The sequence below is a fragment of the Sporosarcina sp. NCCP-2716 genome (assembly GCF_023707985.1).
Classification (GTDB): Bacteria; Bacillota; Bacilli; order Bacillales_A; family Planococcaceae; genus Sporosarcina.
This window is the reverse complement of the sequence record NZ_BRCF01000005.1, coordinates 104,255-121,871: the sequence shown is the minus strand read 5'-3', so window position 1 is coordinate 121,871 and position 17,617 is coordinate 104,255. Positions and strand designations below refer to the sequence as shown.

Here is a 17,617-nt window from a genome sequence, read left to right as displayed (position 1 = left end):
GTCTAAGTCGTTTATGATAAAATGCAGGATGCATTTTTCAACGTGAATGCCGGCTTTAAGTGGCCGATGACTTCTTCCCTCGCGTTACGGAGTTTCGGCACATGGTAGGAAGCAAGCTGCTGCTCCTGCTGCTCCGTCAGTAAATCGAGCTGTTTCAGCACTTCAACAGCTGCCGGATACGCTGCACGGCCGTTACCGTCTTCGATCTTTATGGCGATTCCAAGCCCGGTTTCCAGGTCACCGATGCAATAGACACCTTCCGCACCGGCTTTCCCGAACATCCGGCCTCCCATTACTTTCATGAAGTCCGTACAGAATCGGTCGGTGCCTCCCACCATTTCAGGGGCTGCCATCATGGAGGAGGTGACGGTTTCAATCGCCTGTCTCCGCTTTTCCGGGAACCGGTCCGGCTGGGCCATCTTGGCGAAACTCATCGCCAGACGATCGAGAGGAATGCCGTGGACAGGCAGGCCGCATCCGTCGATACCGATCTCAATCTCATCGGCCGGGATCTCCGCCAGGTCACTGATCACCTCGAGAATACGCTGCTGCACCGGATGATCGAGCAAGTAGTAATCTTCAGCCGATTCGCCCATGTATTTGGCGGTGGCGAGCATCGCGCTATGTTTCCCGGAACAGTTATTGTAGATCGGGGTGATCGGCTGTTCCGTTTTCACGACTTCTTCATAGGCTTCTTTCCAACGCGGCGGGTGGATACCGCATTTCAAGCCGTCCGTCTCCATGCCGAGCCTCTTCAATATGTCCTGCACTCTGGACGTATGCTGCAGCTCCCCGCTATGGGAAGCGCAGGCGAGGGAAATATCGGCGGCATCCATAGTAAAGTATGCTGCCGCCCCAGTCTCGATGAGCGGAATTGCCTGCAGCGGCTTCATGGAAGAACGGGCGAACGTATGGCGTCCCGGATTTCCGCAACTGTAAAGCAGTTTCCCCTCCCGGTCGACTACCGCTATATGTCCGCTATGACTGCTCTCAATGTATCCTCCCCGTTCCACATCCACTAATCGGTCAACATTCACACGCTCACACTCCTAAGATTCAATATTTTCTAATACTTTACAACATGCAACAACCTATTACAACACTTATTTTTCATATTTCCGAATTTTAATTGGGTTGTAATGTGTTGAAACGTTCTACTATTGATGAAAACTCCCCTTGAATACGCGAAACAGCCGCCGATCAGCATGATTGCTCATCGGCGGCTGTTTTGTTTCAGTCGAGTTTTACGTCCAGGACACTGCCAGTGGCGGCATCGATCTTCACTTCGTACTTATGACCGTCGGCAGTGCGGATTTCCACCTCGTAAATGACCATACCGTGATCATATTCGAGTTCCGCTTTGACCACTTGCCCAGGGACTTGCTGTAAGGCGATCGTCATTGCCTGGTCTATCGAGATCCTCCGATATTTCGGATTCTGCCAATGGTCTGCCCAGTATCGGTCCGGTTGTGCCCAGTGCTGATTTGTCACGCCATCTCCTCCAATTTCACTTCTCTGTGCCAATGTATGCATCAGATCGGAAAGTGTGAGGAACGGAAATGCCGTTGATCAGGAATCGGTGCCTGTACCGCCGTCCGGTGAACCGGACTTCTCCAAGTAATCCAAGTACTCGATATAGTATGCGAGCGCGCGGGGGTAATGGTCGAGCCCGTTCTTGTACGTCCGGGCTATCTGTTCGAGCATCCCCTCCGTCACTTCCGGTTCATCCTGGTAGATGCCCCGCCGTTTCAAGTTGTGCAGTCGGTTGTCATACTGCTCCGCAGATACGTCTGAGAGCGGCCGTCTGCCCGGGCCCAGCACATGTCTTCTTTTCAAGTACTCTAGAAACTCCATCATGGTCTTCTCCTTCTCCTGATGAATATCCAGGTACAGCAAATGAGCCAGCCACCTGTATCCATCGTTCATAATATACCTTTAGTACTATTATCGTCAATTATAATTGTGTATTAAGTCCCTTACCCTTGCAAATTTCACACATTGCATCCTTTTTATTTTGGAAGGAGTCCAGAAGAAAACCTATCTGCTGGACAGATAGGCCTCTCAGACTATTGTTCTGCTCACATCATTTGTACCCCTTGTTGCAACCTGTAAACTTGCCCGGCTGTCACGGGATGATCCCCCGCACAATCGGCACCTTCCGGATGACGAAGACGATGGCCGTGCTGATTGCGACAACGAGCATCACCTTGTACGGTATCCCGATGATTGGATGGAGATTGAACCAGACGAAGTCGAACTGCTCATGGAGCGTCTGCATGACAAGCACATGGATGAGATAGATGCCGAAGCTCGCTTCACTGATGACTTTCCCGACCCACGGCAGGCGCAGCTCCCCGATTTTCGTTGATTGGAAGAGGACGAACAGGGAGAGTGTGATCAGAAACACGTTCGGCGAATGTTCGTCATACCAGAAATACTCGAGAGGTTCACTGCTCGATACAGACCCTTTGTACGTCAGGAAAAAAGTCAGGAGCCAGCCGATGAACCCGCCCGCATAGATCAACTTCCGGACAGCCGGTTTCAGGTCATACGTGAACAGATAGTAGCCGAGCATGTAATAGCCGACATAATGGGAGACGAAATACAGTTCGATTTCAATCCGGTAGCCGACCATATAAGTCATCCAGTGAAGGCCGACAGAAGCGATCAGCCACAGCAGCAGGAAATACTCGATATCCGTCCGTTTCGCATGGCGGACTAGTATTTTGAGCAGCGGCGTGATGAGGTAAAGGCCGGCAATCATATACAGAAACCACAGATGATACATAATATCATCGGAAGCGAGCCGTTCCAGAAGATCGGAGATCGAGAAATCGTACGCCCCTTTCCTCACTTCATTGGCATAATAGATGATGCTCCAGACGAGCAGCGGCACGAGGATCTTCGCGAGTTTCTTCCTGAGAAAAATGGTGGTCGGCTGTTCCTTCCGGCTGCTGAGCATGAGCGCCCCGCTGATCATGACAAACATCGGCACACTCCATCTCGAGAGCGATTCATAGAAATTCCCCGCCATCCACGGGCTGCGGTAAGTTTGGGAGCTGTCCGTCACGATGCCCGCCGAGACATGGATGACCACAACCGCGATCGCTGCCAGGATGCGGAGCCAGTCCAAGTAGAGTAGCCGTTTCATGCTGTTTCCCCGTTTCAATAGTAAAAGTAGTTACAGTCCCTCTTCCCTTTCTGCACGCTTCGCTAACTCGGTCAATTCGAATTCAGCTCCTTCTGCAGCAAAACGGGAATTGTGATATACTCGCACCATGAAAAAACTAGTAGCTGTTCTCCTCATAGGCATTCTAGCAGGACTGTTCCTCTCTTCCAGCCAGACGTACGAACAGCAGACGATCGTTCCGCAGCTCGAGCGCCTGCTGCCCGACCGGCCGCTCGAAGAACCGCTGTCCAAGCTGCACATCCCGTATTGGGGGAAGACGATCTCCGTGGAAGAGCGCGGGTACTACTACTTCCTGGAATTCCTCTTCCGCAAGGCGGCGCACTTCTTTACGTTCGGTGCGCTCGCTTCCGTCCTGTACTGGCTGCTGCCGGCAAACCGGTTCCGGTTCTTCCTCGCCCTGCTGCTGACGTTCGCCGCAGCGTCTGCGGATGAATTCCATCAGTCGCTCACAGGCGGCAGGACCGCGACGTGGCAGGATGTGGCACTCGACCTGGCCGGCGCGTTGGTCTTCCTGCTCGTCATCCGGCTCTTCAGCCTGCTCCGCCCGCAAAGGCGGAAAGCCAAAAAGAAAAGGACGCTCACCTGAATTGGTGGGCGTCCCTTTTTCTGTTCATGATTCAGCTGTTTTTCCCGCTGTCTTCAAGCCGTGCCCGTTTGATGAAGAACGCGAGGACGAACGCGGCGAACGCGATGCCTGTCGCCACGATGAACGCGTCATTGATACCGTTGACAGTCGCGCGTTTCATCGCTTCACCATACAGCAGCGTCGTTGCAAGTCCTTGCCCCTGTTCAGCAGGCAGCCCGGCCATCGAGGAGATCCCTGTACCGAGCTCGCCGAGTTTCGATGTCAGATACCCGTTCGACGTCGTCAGCACATTGGAATAAGTCGCCGAGTGGAACGCCGTCCGTGTCGTCATGACGGTGATCAGGAACGCGGTGCCGATACTGCCCGCGACCGTTCTTGCGGTATTGGAAGCAGCGGTCCCGTGTCCCGCGAGATGCGTCGGCAGCTGGTTCATCCCTTCCGTCGTAACGGTCATCGACAAGAAGGACATACCGAACATCCGCAGCACGTACAGCAGCAGGATGAATCCGTACGACGTCGTCATATTGAGTGTCGTGAAGCCCCATGTCGTCAGCACAGTGATGGCAAGACCGAACACTGCTAGCCAGCGGGCGCCGTATTTGTCGAACAGCTTACCGGAAATCGGCAGCATGATCGCCATGACAATTGCCCCCGGCAGCATGAGCAGACCGGAATCGAGCGCCGAGAATCCGCGGATGTTCTGCAGATAGATCGGCAGAAGGAGCATCGCCGCGAACATCGCCATGTTGATGATCGAGCCGATGATCGTCGTCAGCGCGAAGATATCATACTTGAAGACGCGCAGTTCGAGCATCGGTTCATCCGTCGTCAGTTCGTGGATGATGAAAGCGGCGAGTCCGACGAGTCCGATCGCCAGCGTGATGAGGACGATAGCGCTGCCCCACCCATTGTTGCCCGCTTCGCTGAAGCCGTACAGCAGGAATCCGAGGCCGATCGTCGAGAAGATGAATCCCCACGTGTCGAACTTCGGTTTCGTGATTTCGGTGACATCGATCATCCAGAAGAATGCCATGACAAGCGCGGCAACTCCGAACGGAATGACGATATCGAAGAGGATGTGCCAGTTGTAATGGCCGATGAGCCAACCGGAAAGAGTTGGCCCGATTGCCGGGGCGAACAGTACCGCAACACCGAACATTCCCATCGCAGCCCCCCGTTTTTCGGGCGGATAGATCGTCAGGAAGACGGTCATCAGCAGCGGCATCATGACACCCGCCCCCGCGGCCTGTACGACCCGGCCGATCATGAGCATCGCAAATGTCGGAGACAGCGCACAGATGAGCGAGCCAACCGTGAACGCGAACACCGCGGATATGAACAGCTTCCTCGTACCGAGCCTTGCGATCAGGAATGCTGTGATCGGGATGAAGATCCCGTTCGTCAGCATGTACCCTGTGGACAGCCATTGGACCGTGCTCGCCGACACGTTCAAATCCGTCATGATATGAGGGATTGCGACATTGAGCAGCGTCTGGTTGAGGATCGCGACAAAAGCACCAAGCATCATCGTCACGATGATTTTGCCCCTCATACTTTCAAGAGCAGCCGGATCGAATGCCGGCTTTGCTCCAACTTTCGCGGATGGCGGCTCTTCCTCCCGCACAGCTTCCGACTTCGGCGGTTCGCTGTGGGCGATCGCTTCGGTGAGCGGTGCCTGGGGATCGGTTTCAGTGGACGGCGTAACTGCCGCATCATTGACAGGTCCGGTTTCGCGGACCGGGCGCGCAGCACTGCTGTCGGATTTCGGGTGCTCTGTTCGTGCAGCCTTCCGCTTATCTGCATTCCGCACCATGAAGTTGACGGTGACGAGCAGAATGACTGCGATCACGAGATACCCGATGAGATACATTGTCATTCGTGTCCCGCCTTTACTTGTGGATTCGGACAGTCACGTTAATGCCCGGTATGAGTTTTTCAGCATAGTCATCGATGGAAATACGGACAGGGATCACTTGTGTTTCTTTCGTGTAATTACCGGATGCGTTGGTAGAAGGAAGCAGTGAGAACGTCCCTGCAGTGGCCAGGCCGATCTCCTTCACTTCGCCCGTAAGTTTCAAATCCGGATACGCATCGACATAGATATCCACTTCCTGCCCGACTTTCACATCATCGATTTTCGTTTCTTCGATATTGGCAGTGACCCACAGATTAGTCATGTCATAGCTGACCGCAAGCGGCGTTCCTGCCCCGACCATCGTATTCTCGACAGCAGTGGACTGGACGATCGTCCCGTCAGCCGGTGCCGTGATCGGCATTTCCATCTTCCCTTGTTCACTGACAGCTTCCATCGTTCCGACCGTGTCACCTTTCTTGAATGTGTCGCCAGTCGCGCCTTTCCATTCCGTCAGCTTGCCGGCGGCGGGTGAAGCGATCCGGACTTGCTGGCCAGCCACTTGCGCGTTATCCGTCGATAGGTAGGTTACTGACTTATTGTAAAAGTAATAGCCTGCAAAGCCGCCGCCTACGAGTACAATAAGCAGGACAACATTCAGCATCAGCATTTTTTTCATATTCATTCGTCCATTCCTCCTGTGGGTGGGTTTGCCGTGAGAATCTCCAAAATCTTCGAATGCAGGCTGAACAGCGCCTCCAGTTCTTCTTCCGGCAGCCGTTCGATTTCAGACAGCTTGTCGACGAGCCGCGAGCCGCCGCTGACGATGTCATGGAGCTTCTGCTCACCTGCTTGCGTCAGGTTGATAGTCACGGATCGCCGATCATCTGCCAGCTGTTCCCGTGTGAACAGGCCATTCTTCACGAGCCGGTCCACGATGCCGCTTACGGTACTGTTCGTCAGCTTCAGCGCATCGGCCAATTCGACGAGTCCCTGACCGGGTTTCGAGGCTACCCGGTAAAGCGCCTTCAGCTGGGGAACGGTCAGCCCGTTCCGCTCGGCATCTTCCTTCGACAGCTTGAACAGCGCTTGATTGATAGCTGAAAACGTGCTCAGGATCGGGCTGGTATATGCATTCTCCATCTTGGACCCTCCTTACATTAGTTGATTTGTCGGTATTTCGTATCGAAACAATTCGCACTCGAACTATACTACTCTCCTTGATTGTGTTTGGCAACCGTTTTGTTTCGCATACGAACGAATTAGTTTCAAATGGGAAGGAACGGGAATCCAGACGGTAAGAACTAAGCAATCCAGCACGCTACTTGGAATGGAGGAATTCATCGATGAACCGCGAATTTGCAGGAGTTTTTCAAACTGAAACCGAACTGCTCGACAAGATCAGCGAGCTCCATCGCATTGGAATCGCCGAAGAGAATATGTACGTCGTGACGAAAGACAAGGACGATGTCTCGATCGTGCGTGGCAGAACGGATGCGGAAATCCAGGAAACCGAAGCATCCTGGTGGGACCGCTTCTCGTCGTTCCTGACGGATGAACAGCCTGCGCGCAAAGCACTGCACCGGATGGATCTGACAGAAGACGAAGCCGACCGCTATCTCGCCGCTGTCGAGGACGGTTCCTTCCTCCTCTACGTCGACAAAGGCGATTTTTGGGATGAAGCCGACCGCGACCGCGGCAACTTGACCGAAGACATCGGCAGACGCATGGACACCGGCGCGATTCTGCCGGACCATAACGATGTTGTGGAACGCGAGCGCCATATCAATGAACGTACGGCGGAAAATATGTCGGTGCGGGATCGAATGTGAGAAGTTAGGAAAAAAGCGGCCGAGGCCGCTTTTTTTGTGGGGATTTCTGTGCGGACTCGGGTTTGCGCGCGTTCCCGGATGGAATGCGCGCGTTCAGGCCGTGTTTACGCGCGGTGCTGGGTGCTTTACGCGCGCTCGCGGGCAATTTACGCGCGGAACTGGATTTACGCGCTCTCCCGGCGGATTGCGCGCGTTCAAACAAGGGTTGCGCGTCGTCCTGCAGCATTTACGCGTGTTCGCGAGGTGTTTACGCGCGTTCATGAGAGATTTGTGCGTGTTCGTCATTTTTGATAACATTTCCCAATAAAAAAAGGACTCTCCGGTTTGCGGAGAGTCCTTCCGTTTTGAAGATTATTGAGTTACCAAGATTGGTGTTGGGACTGATAGCTTGTTGCCTACCATGTCTGTGATGTCAAGCGTATCGACAGCTTTCAATGTAATTCCTTCATTGATCTGAGCAGTGGATAATGCGTTATCCAAAGAGATTTTAGCGGTATTTTCTCCCTCATTAATAACTGCATTAGCCGTAACTTTAGTCGCGACAGATTTGCCTCCGACCAAGAGCTCAAAGTCAACTTTCTCTCCACCTTTGACCGCTTCAGAGAATGTCAACGTGATTTCCTTAGTACCAGTAATTTTAGCCGTTGTAACTGTAGGCGCTACGTTTTCTTTCAAGGTAACAGTGCTCTTCAATGGCTCCATTGTTTTTGTAGAACCAAGGGCCTTAATGTTGGAGATGTGGATATTCCGTTCGCCATTAAACGTGCTAGAACCCGCTTTTAAGTTCAAGACCGCAACCTGTTCTCCGTTTTTGTCTGGAAGAAGCGTAACGTCCTCAATCTCCGCTCCGCTAATTAAGTAGTTCGCCTTGTTCGTAGCTGTCGCGCCATCAACTTTTTGCTTGAATGTTACGTTCACTTTGTTGTTGTCATCTTTATCGAGAAGGACAGATTTCACTTCAGCCACTGTTGTATTTTCCGGAGTGCTGTCAGCCTGGCGAGTGAATTTCAACGCGCCTTTATTTTCTGCAAGGGCTACACCACTCAGCGACTCAACGCCTGTGAGTGTGTATGTTAAATCATATGCCGCCCCTTCAACGTCATTCGTTTTGAGCAAGTCTTTCAACGCAACACGTACGATTTTGTTTTCGGAATCTTTTTTAAGGGTCGCTGCATCAGATGAGGAGCTGTAATTTTTATACGTAATATTGTCTTTCACGTATTTCCCTTCGACTTTCACTGAAGGGACTACTAGAGTTTCACCAGACCCTGTTGACTTCAGCTGCACACCCTTATTGAAAGTGATTTCTGCATATTGCATCCCATCTGCGTCATCAGTTGCCACGTTTACTGCAGAAACAACTGGTGCTTCAGTGTCCTCAGTAAATGTAACGACTTTAGAATAAGTCTGGCCTGCTTGGCCGCTCAAGTCGGAGAAGTCAGAAACAGATACTGTCGCAGCATCAGTCAAGTTACCATTAGCCGTCACAACATAGACGAGTGGATTTTCTTCACTTTTCTCGACTGATTTCACAGCAGCTCCACCAACTGTAACGGTTGGGTTTCCGACTAATTCCTCGGAGAACTTAACAGTGAATTGGTTGATTCCTGTCTGGTTTACAGCTGTCACGGTCGGTGCTACGCCATCCGGCTGACCTTTTGTAAGAGTCAGTGTCGTTGGATTCGGTGAAATCAGATTGCCTGCCATATCTTTTGCAGCTACGATTTGGACAGTGACAGACTTGCCAGCTTGCACTGCTGCCGGTAGTGTGAACAATACTTCTGCATCGCCTGCTTGGAACGAGTTGTCAACATCTGCTACAGTATTTCCGTTTTCATCCTTGTACGTAACAGTTCCAATAGAGGACAATGGTTCAGAGAATTTCACATTGTACTGGGATGAATTTACACGCTTCGCATTCACTAGCTCAGGCGCTTTCGAATCTGCTTGGATTGTCACCACTTGAGAGAACTTCGCGATGTCTTTTCCATCCTTGTTTTTCACTTTATCTACGACAATTGTATAATCGCCCGTTACTACGTTTTTAGTTGTAACAGTCAATGTCTTTCCATCTTCAGAAAGCATACCTGTCACTGTACCAGCTGCAGGAGCGTTCCCTACAGACGACATCGTGAACACGCCATCCTTGAATTCGCCGTTCTTGCTGTCTGTGAACAGCGTTGCAGGGTTTACAGCGTCCGTGAATTTCACTTGGACTTGTGTGGCGCTGACGGCTTCGACGCTGTCGACTTTCAGTTCAGTTGCCGGTGCTGCGTCGAGTGTTTCGAGTTTGTAGAGGAAGATGGCCAGTTCGCCGCGTGTGATCGAGTCGGTTGTGCCGAAACGGCTGGTTGTTTTCCCGTTCGTGATCTTGTTGCTGACGAGGGCAGCGACTGCTTCTTTGTAGCGTGAGCTGACATCGCCGAATGCGACGCTCGCTGTGTCGCCTTCGATGCCGTACGCTTTCGATAGCATGATTGCTGCTTCACCGCGTGTGATTGCAGAGTCTGCACCGAATGTCGACGTCGTTTTCCCGTTGACGATCCCTTTTGCTTTCAGGGCGTTTACGTATTTCACTGCACGTGCTGGTACATCCGAGAAGCCGGCAGCCGGTGCGCTTTCGATTTCTTCAGTTGTCAATGTAGCTTTTGCGAGGAGGACAGCGACGTCCACACGCTTGATGCTTTGCTGCGTGCCGAATTTCGTTGCGCTGATACCTTGTGTAATGTCATTAGCTGACAAATAGCTGACGGCTTCTTGGTAACGGTCGCCGACGTCCGTGAACTTCATCTCTTGTGCAGATGCTGCGGGTACTACTGCTGAAGCGACAAGCGTTGCTGTTGCTGCACTTGCCACGAACTTAGAATAATTAGATGCTTTTTTCATAATATAAAGACTTCCTTTCCATACGGAAATTGAATTCTATTCTTGTGTTGTTAGAATAGAATTCTATTATATGATAATACCCTTGAACTGCATAGCGGTAAACATTACGGAAAGAAGACAATTTTACCAATCTCGTAATAAGACTGTCATAAAGTTTCATAGTTTCATATTTATACACACAATTATCCAATAAAAACAGCTGCATCCATTGATCGGACACAGCCGTTTCTCTCAGAGTGAACGCTCGGATGCCAGCTCCTTCATCACAGCTTCCAGGGCATCCCGCTTCTTGACAGCTTCCATGCCGGTTTCTGCGCAGACGCCGATATAGAATTTACACTTCGGTTCTGTACCGGAAGGGCGTGCACAGCACCAGGAACCATCTTCCAATCTGAATTTCAAGACGTTCGACCGGGGCAGGCCTGTTGGCTTCTCCATTCCGTCCGCCATGCGGATGACCCCTGTGCCGTAATCTTCAATACTTGTAACCTCCAGTCCTGCAAGCTGTCCGGGTGGGTTTTCACGTAACGAGTCCATGAGCCGGGCAATCGTTTCCGCCCCTTCCTTGCCGGGGACCGTGATCGACTGGAGCCCTTCCCGGTAGTAGCCGACCTGGCTGTACAGCTTCTGCAGCTCCGCATGCAGGGAACTTCCCCGGCTCTTGTAGTACGCTGCAGCTTCGGCAGCAAGAACTGCAGCCTGCACCGCGTCCTTGTCACGGACGAAATCCGCCGCCAGGTAGCCGTAGCTTTCCTCGTAGCCGAACAGGAACTCGAACTCGCCCGTTTCCGTATATTCTTCGATCTTTTCCGAGATGTATTTGAAGCCTGTCAGCGTGTCTTCTGTTGTGACGCCATAGAGTGCTGCAATTTCGCGACCCATTTCGGATGTCACGATCGTCTTCAGCAGCAGTCCGTTTTCGGGGAGCGTGCCTGCCGATTTCCGCTGCTCCAGTATATAGTTCAGCAGCAGGGCTCCGAGCTGGTTGCCCGTCAACAGCTCATAGCCGCTCGTCGGCAGTGCTACGGCCACACCGAGCCTGTCTGCGTCGGGGTCGGTCGCCAGCAGAAGATCCGCATCCTCCTTGGCGCCAAGCTGGATGGCGAGCCTGAACGCTTCCTCCTCCTCCGGGTTCGGATAGGCGACAGTTGGGAAGTCGGGGTCGGCCTGTTCCTGTTCAGGGACGACGGTGACGTGCGTGTATCCGAAGTTTTCCAGTGCCTGACGGACAGGGACGTTGCCCGTGCCGTGGATCGGCGTGTAGACGATTTTCACTTCGTCGCGTGGGAAGTCTCCGAGCCGGAGCTGTTTCAGCCGCTCCTGATACGTTTCGTCGCTGCCTTCCGTCAGCAGTGTCAGCAGACCGGCGGATTGCAGCCCGTCCGCATCCTCGGCCGCAATGCCGAACAGATCCGGAATGGTTTCCATATGGGCGGTGACGGCATCCGCTTTTGCAGGCGGCAGCTGTCCCCCATCCTCCCCGTACACTTTGAAGCCGTTATATTCTTTCGGGTTATGGCTTGCGGTGATGACGACTCCGCTGAAGGCATTCAGTTCGCGGACGGCGTATGACAGCTGCGGCGTCGGGCGCGGCTCGCTGAAGACGTACGTCCGTATCCCATGTGCACCGAGCACGCCGGCTGTCGCAAAAGCGAATTCCTTCGACTGGTGCCGGGTGTCGTAGGCGATGACGGCTCCCCGCTGCTTTGCCGATGGACCGTGTTCCTCCATCATCCGAGCGAGTCCTTCCGCTGCCAGGCGGATCGTGTACACATTCATACGGTTCGTCCCCGCGCCGAGCAGCCCGCGCATGCCGCCTGTCCCGAACTCCAGCAAGCGGTAGAACCGCTCGGCAATCTCCTGTTCATCCCCGCTGATCGCTTCCAATTCCGTTAAAAGAGGGCCGGGCTGCAAAGTGCGGCGCCAGAGCCCGTATGTTGTGTTCGGTTCTGCCATTTGAGTATTCTCTCCTTTAGATGAAATCTTGCAACTTGCCGTTTCGTTTCCTTACAGTATACGGCGTTCCCCTGTGAACAGCAAAAGTTCGGGAGACACGGTCAACTGCCGGATGCACGGTCCGATAACGGGATAAACTGTATTAACGGTCCCGTTCATGGTAAAATGCACACTAGGTTGCAACAGGCGACAACGAGAATACGAAGGAGAGTCTATATGGAAATTGCAGTATTGGTTCCTTGTTACAACGAAGAACAGACGGTCGGCAGCGTAATCGACGACTTCAAGCGCGAATTGCCGCAGGCGACCATCTATGTATACGACAACAATTCATCCGACCGGACATCCGAGGTTGCGCGCGAACATGGCGCTGTTGTCCGTTTCGAGCCCCGTCAAGGTAAGGGGAATGTCGTCCGCTCAATGTTCCGCGATATCGAAGCGGATTATTACATCATGGTGGACGGGGATGATACATATCCAGCCGAATTCGTTCATGACATACTTGCCGTCCTCGAGGCGGGCGAAGCAAATCTCGTCATCGGCGACCGATTATCGAACGGTACGTATTTCGATGAAAACAAACGGAAGTTCCACGGATTCGGCAACAACTTGGTGAAAGGCCTCATCAACAAGCTCTATAAAAGCAACATTACGGACATCATGACCGGCTACCGCGGATTCGACCGGCTGTTCGTCAAGTCGATGCCGGTGACGAGCCCCGGTTTTGAAATCGAGACGGAAATGTCCATCCACGCACTGGACAACCGGTTCCTCATCAAGGAAGTGCCGATCGACTATCGCGACCGTCCGGAAGGCAGTGAGTCCAAATTGAACACGGTGACCGACGGACTGAAAGTGCTGCGGATGATCTTCACACTGTTCAAGGACTACAAACCGCTGCTGTTCTTCTCGGTGTGGGCAGCCATTTTCCTCGTTCTCGGCCTCGCGGTCGGGACACCCGTCATCGTGGAATATGTACAGACGAGTTTCATTGATAAAGTTCCGTCCGCCATCCTTGCTGTCGGATTGGTCATGCTCGCGATGCTGTCATTCGCATGCGGTCTTATCCTCGACACGGTTGCGGGCACGCACCGGAAGAACTATGAGCTGCAGCTGAACCGGATCGCTGAGCGTACGGAAAGAGGGTGACCGGATGCCCATGAAATTGCTGCGCTGGGCGGTCATTGCGGCGCTCGGACTGTATCTCGGCGGGTCAGTGCTGTTCTTCTTCACCCCGGTCCGCAACGTGCCGGTTCCGTTTATCCTACTGTCTGCGGCCGTCATGGCAGCGCTTGTTTACGCTGCACTCCGTTTCTGGCCGGTGTACCGGCAGCTGACTCGCGCCAAGCGGATCAGCTATATGATATTCGGCACCCTTTTCCCGCTGTTCATCGCCGTCAGCATCCGGGGGGAGCAGCCGTTCCTCACGGACAACCACCCGGCTGTTATCACCGCTGTCTGGCTCGGCGTATACCTCGCTGTCCTTGCGATCGTGACGACGGTGATCCATGCCGGACTGTCCGTGACGCTTGTGCAGACGGGACGCAAGGCTTCGAAATGGATGATCCTGCTGTATGCGCTCCCGTCCGCCCTCGTGTCGGCCTATTTCCTCGCCGCGTTCTATCCCGGGGCGATGACGCCGGATTCGCTGGCGCAGTGGGATCAGGCGCTGACACATAAATACACCGACTGGCACCCCGTCATTCACACGATGCTCATCGGCCTGCTGCTCGACATCTGGGAGTCCCCCGCGATCGTCGCGATCTTCCAGATCGTGCTCATCAGCGCAGCTGCCGGGGTCGCCGGCTGGGCGCTCGACGAAGCCCGCTTGCCGAAATGGGCGATCTGGCTCGTGCTCATCCTGTTTGCGCTGAGCCCGGTCCATGCCATCTCTTCCATCACGTTATGGAAAGACGTCGCCTACAGTGCGGCCCTGTTCCTGTTCACGATCCTCATGTTCCGCATCGTGCGGACGGGCGGGCGCGTGCTCGCCAGCTGGCCGTTCATCGCCCTCTATTCCCTGACCGGCTTCATGGTGATGTTTTTCCGGCATAACGGTTTCCCGGTGTTCCTCATCGTGACGGCGTTCGTGCTGCTCATGTACAGGCCGTATTGGATGAAGCTGTTCCCGGTCGCCGCCGCCATGGTGCTCATCTATCAGATCGTTGTGAACCCGGTCTATACGAAACTCGAAGTTCATCCGTCCGACCCACAGGAAATGCTGAGCCTTCCGACACAGCAGATCGCCGCGATCGTCACGCAGGACGGAGACATGACCGACAAGCAGCGCGATTATGTGAACCGCATTTTCCCGATCGCCAAATGGCATGAGAAATACAATCCGTACAGCGTCGACTCCATCAAGTTCTCGTGGGGCGACTACGACCGGTTCACGATCTACGACGATTGGGGCCGCTACGGACGGACGTATCTCCAGCTCGTGAAGCAGAATCCGGGTATCGCGGCGGACGCCCTGTTCAAGCAAACGTCCCTCGCCTGGCAGATCAATGAGCCGGAAGACGGCTACACGAGCAAATACGTCACGCATATCTATAGAAATAACCAGTACGGCCTCGTGAATCCCGTGCTGAACGAAGAACGGCGGCTGAATGCTTATAATTACTTGAAAGACGCGGACGAATCAATCCCATTCCTATGGCGCCCGGCTTTCTATACAGTACTCGCGCTGCTCTTCACGTACATCGCCTATTTGCGCAACAACTGGCGGGCCTGGCTGCTGTTATTGCCGGTCGCCCTCAATACGGGAGCGGTGTTCGTCGGGATTCCGGCGCAGGACTTCCGCTATCTGCTCGCGAACTCGATGATCATGCTGCCGCTGCTGCTGATCAGCTTTGTCCGATTCGACCCGATACTGAAACCGATACAGACGGAGGTGACCGCCGATGACTGACACACGGACGACTTCCCCGATCGGCATCATCCTGATGATACTCGCCGCCTTCAGCTCAGCGACCGGTCAGTTCTTCTGGAAACTCGCTGCAGGCGGCGGCCTGCTCGACTGGCATCTGTGGCTCGGCTTCGTGCTGTACGGGATCGGCGCCGTCCTCATGACGGTCGCGTTCCGCTACGGCCGGCTGTCTGTGCTGCATCCGCTGCTCACCGTCGGCTATGTGATCGCGCTCTTTTACGGGGTCACGTTCCTGGATGAAACGCTCAGTCTCCCGCTCATCGGGGGAACGGTGCTCATCCTCGCAGGCGTCTGGCTCGTAGGGGGTGATGACCATTAATTGGCTGCTTGCGCTTATGCTGCTCGTCATGACATGGTGCGGGGCATTCGGAGGCTATTTCCTGAAGCTCGCTTCGGGGACGGATCTGAAAAACGACCGGCCCGCGCTTTTCCGACGGCTGGTCATCGGCCTGCTGAGTTACGGTTCTGGTGCAATCCTGAATATTATCGCACTCCGCTATATGCCGTATACGGTCGTGTTCCCGCTCACATCCATCACATACATCTGGACGTTCGTCCTGTCGTATTTCCTGCTCGGCGAACCGATCACGAAACGCAAGGTCGCAGGCATCGTCCTCATCATTCTGGGTGCTGTCTGTCTCGTATTATAATGAAAAATGTCCGGCAGAAGATTACTTCTGCCGGACATTTTTTATTCCGCTGTTGTTTTGTAATCCGCCAGCAGCCGTTCGATCAGCGCCAGCACATCGTCCTTCAAATCATCGCGTTCCAGAGCGAATGTCATCGTCGTTTCGATGAACCCGAGTTTCTCTCCGACGTCGAAGCGGCGCCCTTCGAATGCATATCCGTAGACGTCCTCTTTCGTGTTCAGCTTCTCGATCGCGTCGGTCAGCTGGATCTCGCCGCCTTTGCCGATCTGCTTTTCATCCAGGATGCTGAAAATTTCAGGGGTGAGTACGTAACGTCCGACAATCGCGAAGTCGGATGGTGCTTCGTCCTGGCTCGGCTTCTCGACAAAATTACGCACTTTCATGAGCCGGGAGTCGGTCGTGATCGGATCGATGACGCCGTAGCGATGGATGTCCTCATGCGGTACTTCCTTCACGCCGATGATGCTGGATCCCGTTTCCTCGTACTGTTCGATCAGCTGTTTCAGCGCCGGCTTGTCGCTCCGGATAATATCATCGCCGAGCAGGACACCGAACGGTTCGTCCCCGATGAAGTTCCGCGCACACCAGATGGCATGTCCGAGACCGAGCGGCTCTTTCTGCCGGATGTAATGGATGTCGACCGCAGCCGACTCCTTCACTTTTTCCAGCAGATCGTATTTTTCCTTCTGTATAAGATTCTCTTCCAATTCAAGCGCATTGTCGAAATGGTCTTCTATGGCCCGCTTGCCTTTACCAGTGACGATGATGATGTCTTCGATGCCCGACTCGATCGCCTCTTCGACGATGTACTGGATTGTCGGCATATCGACGATCGGCAGCATCTCTTTCGGCATCGCTTTCGTTGCCGGCAGGAACCGTGTACCGAGGCCCGCCGCCGGGATGATCACTTTTTTCACTGTTTTCATGGAATCCTCCTGAATAATCGTCATGTATACATGCAGTATAGCACACAACGCCCGGCTGTCGCGCAGCAGAGCGGGCAGTTGCCAACGATATGCCATTCGCCCCCTATGCGCCGCTCCTGAAACCTAGTACACTAAGTCAAAGCACCTGTAATGAAGGAGGAATCCCCAACATGAAACAAAAACTGATTGCCATGGCCGCTGCAGGCGCACTGGCATTTTCCATGCAGGCTTCGGTCTCGCACGCAGCGTTTTCCGACGTCGGCGCCCGCTACAAGACTGAAGTCGAGTATCTGATCAGCCATAATTACGCCCAAGGGGTCAGCGAGACCGCATTCGGCACGGACCAGTCCATCAAACGGATCGACGCGGCCGTCATGGTGGCGAAAGCGCTCGGTTTCTCGGAATCGAGCAGCCAGCCTGACGCCGGATTCACGGATGTCCCCAAAAACCGCGCATGGGCTGTCAACGCACTTGCCGCACGCGGAGTGATCTCCGGTAAAACAATAACGAAGTTCGGCACGTCGGAAACGATGACGCGGAACGAGATGGCGAAAGTGATCGCTTCAGCCTATGGATTGGAAGAGTCGCTTTCCCCCCTGCCGTTTACTGATGTAAACGGACGGTTTGCTCCATACGTCGGCGCGCTCGTTGAAAACAATATCACGTCCGGGAAGTCTGCCACTAAATTCGGTGCGACGGATCCGATCACGCGCGGCGAATTTGCGATCTTCATCTACAAAGTGGAAGGGCTTTCGAAAATTGAACCGCCTGAAGTGGAAGAAGTCGTGTAAGTCTGAAGAAAAAATAAGG

General features: G+C 53.7%; 17 protein-coding genes. 7 read left to right on the top strand and 10 right to left on the bottom strand.

Annotated features, from left to right (window positions below; all coding sequences use genetic code 11):
- Window positions 1-11 precede the first annotated feature (11 nt).
- The 4 genes from NFU03_RS09145 to NFU03_RS09130 form a co-directional block, all read right to left on the bottom strand.
- On the bottom strand, window positions 12-1,037 hold the full coding sequence (locus tag NFU03_RS09145; RefSeq protein WP_251638054.1) for an asparaginase: 1,026 nt from the start codon (window positions 1,035-1,037) through the stop codon (window positions 12-14).
- A 196-nt stretch (window positions 1,038-1,233) separates the two neighbouring features.
- Window positions 1,234-1,491: a PepSY domain-containing protein gene (locus tag NFU03_RS09140; protein WP_251638053.1), complete on the bottom strand. Its 258-nt coding sequence runs from the start codon at window positions 1,489-1,491 to the stop codon at window positions 1,234-1,236.
- 78 nt (window positions 1,492-1,569) lie between these two features.
- Entirely contained in the window at window positions 1,570-1,854 is a 285-nt protein-coding gene (locus NFU03_RS09135; protein ID WP_251638052.1) for a hypothetical protein, read from the bottom strand.
- Window positions 1,855-2,125: 271 nt separating this feature from the next.
- On the bottom strand, window positions 2,126-3,151 hold the full coding sequence (locus NFU03_RS09130; RefSeq protein ID WP_251638050.1) for an acyltransferase: 1,026 nt from the start codon (window positions 3,149-3,151) through the stop codon (window positions 2,126-2,128).
- Between the two features lie 127 nt (window positions 3,152-3,278).
- On the opposite strand from NFU03_RS09130, the gene NFU03_RS09125 reads away from it, so the two are divergent.
- Window positions 3,279-3,776, top strand: a complete 498-nt coding sequence (locus NFU03_RS09125; protein ID WP_251638048.1) for a VanZ family protein — start codon at window positions 3,279-3,281, stop codon at window positions 3,774-3,776.
- Between the two features lie 31 nt (window positions 3,777-3,807).
- On the opposite strand, the gene NFU03_RS09120 is transcribed toward NFU03_RS09125, so the two are convergent.
- Genes NFU03_RS09120 through NFU03_RS09110 form a run of 3 tightly spaced genes read right to left on the bottom strand, consistent with a single transcriptional unit; the run spans window position 3,808 to window position 6,771 of the window.
- Complete coding sequence (locus NFU03_RS09120; protein WP_251638046.1) at window positions 3,808-5,652, bottom strand: DHA2 family efflux MFS transporter permease subunit; 1,845 nt, start codon at window positions 5,650-5,652, stop codon at window positions 3,808-3,810.
- A gap of 13 nt (window positions 5,653-5,665) precedes the next feature.
- The gene (locus NFU03_RS09115; RefSeq protein ID WP_251638044.1) at window positions 5,666-6,313 is read right to left on the bottom strand and encodes a biotin/lipoyl-containing protein; all 648 of its coding nucleotides are present in this window, start codon (window positions 6,311-6,313) and stop codon (window positions 5,666-5,668) included.
- The gene (locus tag NFU03_RS09110) at window positions 6,310-6,771 is read right to left on the bottom strand and encodes a MarR family winged helix-turn-helix transcriptional regulator (protein ID WP_251638042.1); all 462 of its coding nucleotides are present in this window, start codon (window positions 6,769-6,771) and stop codon (window positions 6,310-6,312) included. The genes NFU03_RS09115 and NFU03_RS09110 overlap by 4 nt, the downstream gene beginning before the upstream one ends.
- A 203-nt stretch (window positions 6,772-6,974) precedes the next feature.
- Between NFU03_RS09110 and NFU03_RS09105 the strand changes: the two genes are divergently transcribed.
- Window positions 6,975-7,460, top strand: coding sequence for a YflT domain-containing protein (locus NFU03_RS09105; RefSeq protein WP_251638040.1), 486 nt, complete (start codon window positions 6,975-6,977; stop codon window positions 7,458-7,460).
- A 351-nt stretch (window positions 7,461-7,811) separates the two neighbouring features.
- Here NFU03_RS09105 and NFU03_RS09100 read toward each other — a convergent pair whose 3' ends face one another.
- Window positions 7,812-10,346: an S-layer homology domain-containing protein gene (locus NFU03_RS09100; protein ID WP_251638039.1), complete on the bottom strand. Its 2,535-nt coding sequence runs from the start codon at window positions 10,344-10,346 to the stop codon at window positions 7,812-7,814.
- Window positions 10,347-10,577: 231 nt separating this feature from the next.
- Entirely contained in the window at window positions 10,578-12,302 is a 1,725-nt protein-coding gene (locus tag NFU03_RS09095; RefSeq protein ID WP_251638037.1) for a phospho-sugar mutase, read from the bottom strand.
- A gap of 216 nt (window positions 12,303-12,518) precedes the next feature.
- On the opposite strand from NFU03_RS09095, the gene NFU03_RS09090 reads away from it, so the two are divergent.
- From NFU03_RS09090 to NFU03_RS09075, 4 genes are read left to right on the top strand one after another with little or no spacing between them, the layout of a single operon-like run.
- Window positions 12,519-13,451, top strand: a complete 933-nt coding sequence (locus tag NFU03_RS09090) for a glycosyltransferase family 2 protein (RefSeq protein ID WP_251638035.1) — start codon at window positions 12,519-12,521, stop codon at window positions 13,449-13,451.
- A 4-nt stretch (window positions 13,452-13,455) separates the two neighbouring features.
- Window positions 13,456-15,213 carry a DUF6020 family protein gene (locus NFU03_RS09085; protein WP_251638033.1) on the top strand — a complete coding sequence of 586 codons (1,758 nt, stop codon included), beginning with the start codon at window positions 13,456-13,458 and terminating at the stop codon, window positions 15,211-15,213.
- On the top strand, window positions 15,206-15,550 hold the full coding sequence (locus NFU03_RS09080) for a DMT family transporter (RefSeq protein ID WP_251638031.1): 345 nt from the start codon (window positions 15,206-15,208) through the stop codon (window positions 15,548-15,550). The genes NFU03_RS09085 and NFU03_RS09080 overlap by 8 nt, the downstream gene beginning before the upstream one ends.
- Window positions 15,540-15,881, top strand: coding sequence for an EamA family transporter (locus tag NFU03_RS09075; protein ID WP_251638029.1), 342 nt, complete (start codon window positions 15,540-15,542; stop codon window positions 15,879-15,881). The genes NFU03_RS09080 and NFU03_RS09075 overlap by 11 nt, the downstream gene beginning before the upstream one ends.
- A gap of 41 nt (window positions 15,882-15,922) precedes the next feature.
- Here the strand turns inward: NFU03_RS09075 and galU are convergent, their stop codons facing one another.
- Entirely contained in the window at window positions 15,923-16,807 is an 885-nt protein-coding gene (gene galU / locus NFU03_RS09070; protein WP_251638027.1) for a UTP--glucose-1-phosphate uridylyltransferase GalU, read from the bottom strand.
- A 170-nt stretch (window positions 16,808-16,977) separates the two neighbouring features.
- Here galU and NFU03_RS09065 point away from each other — a divergent pair, with 170 nt between their 5' ends.
- Window positions 16,978-17,598 carry an S-layer homology domain-containing protein gene (locus NFU03_RS09065; RefSeq protein ID WP_251638025.1) on the top strand — a complete coding sequence of 207 codons (621 nt, stop codon included), beginning with the start codon at window positions 16,978-16,980 and terminating at the stop codon, window positions 17,596-17,598.
- Window positions 17,599-17,617: the final 19 nt, after the last annotated feature.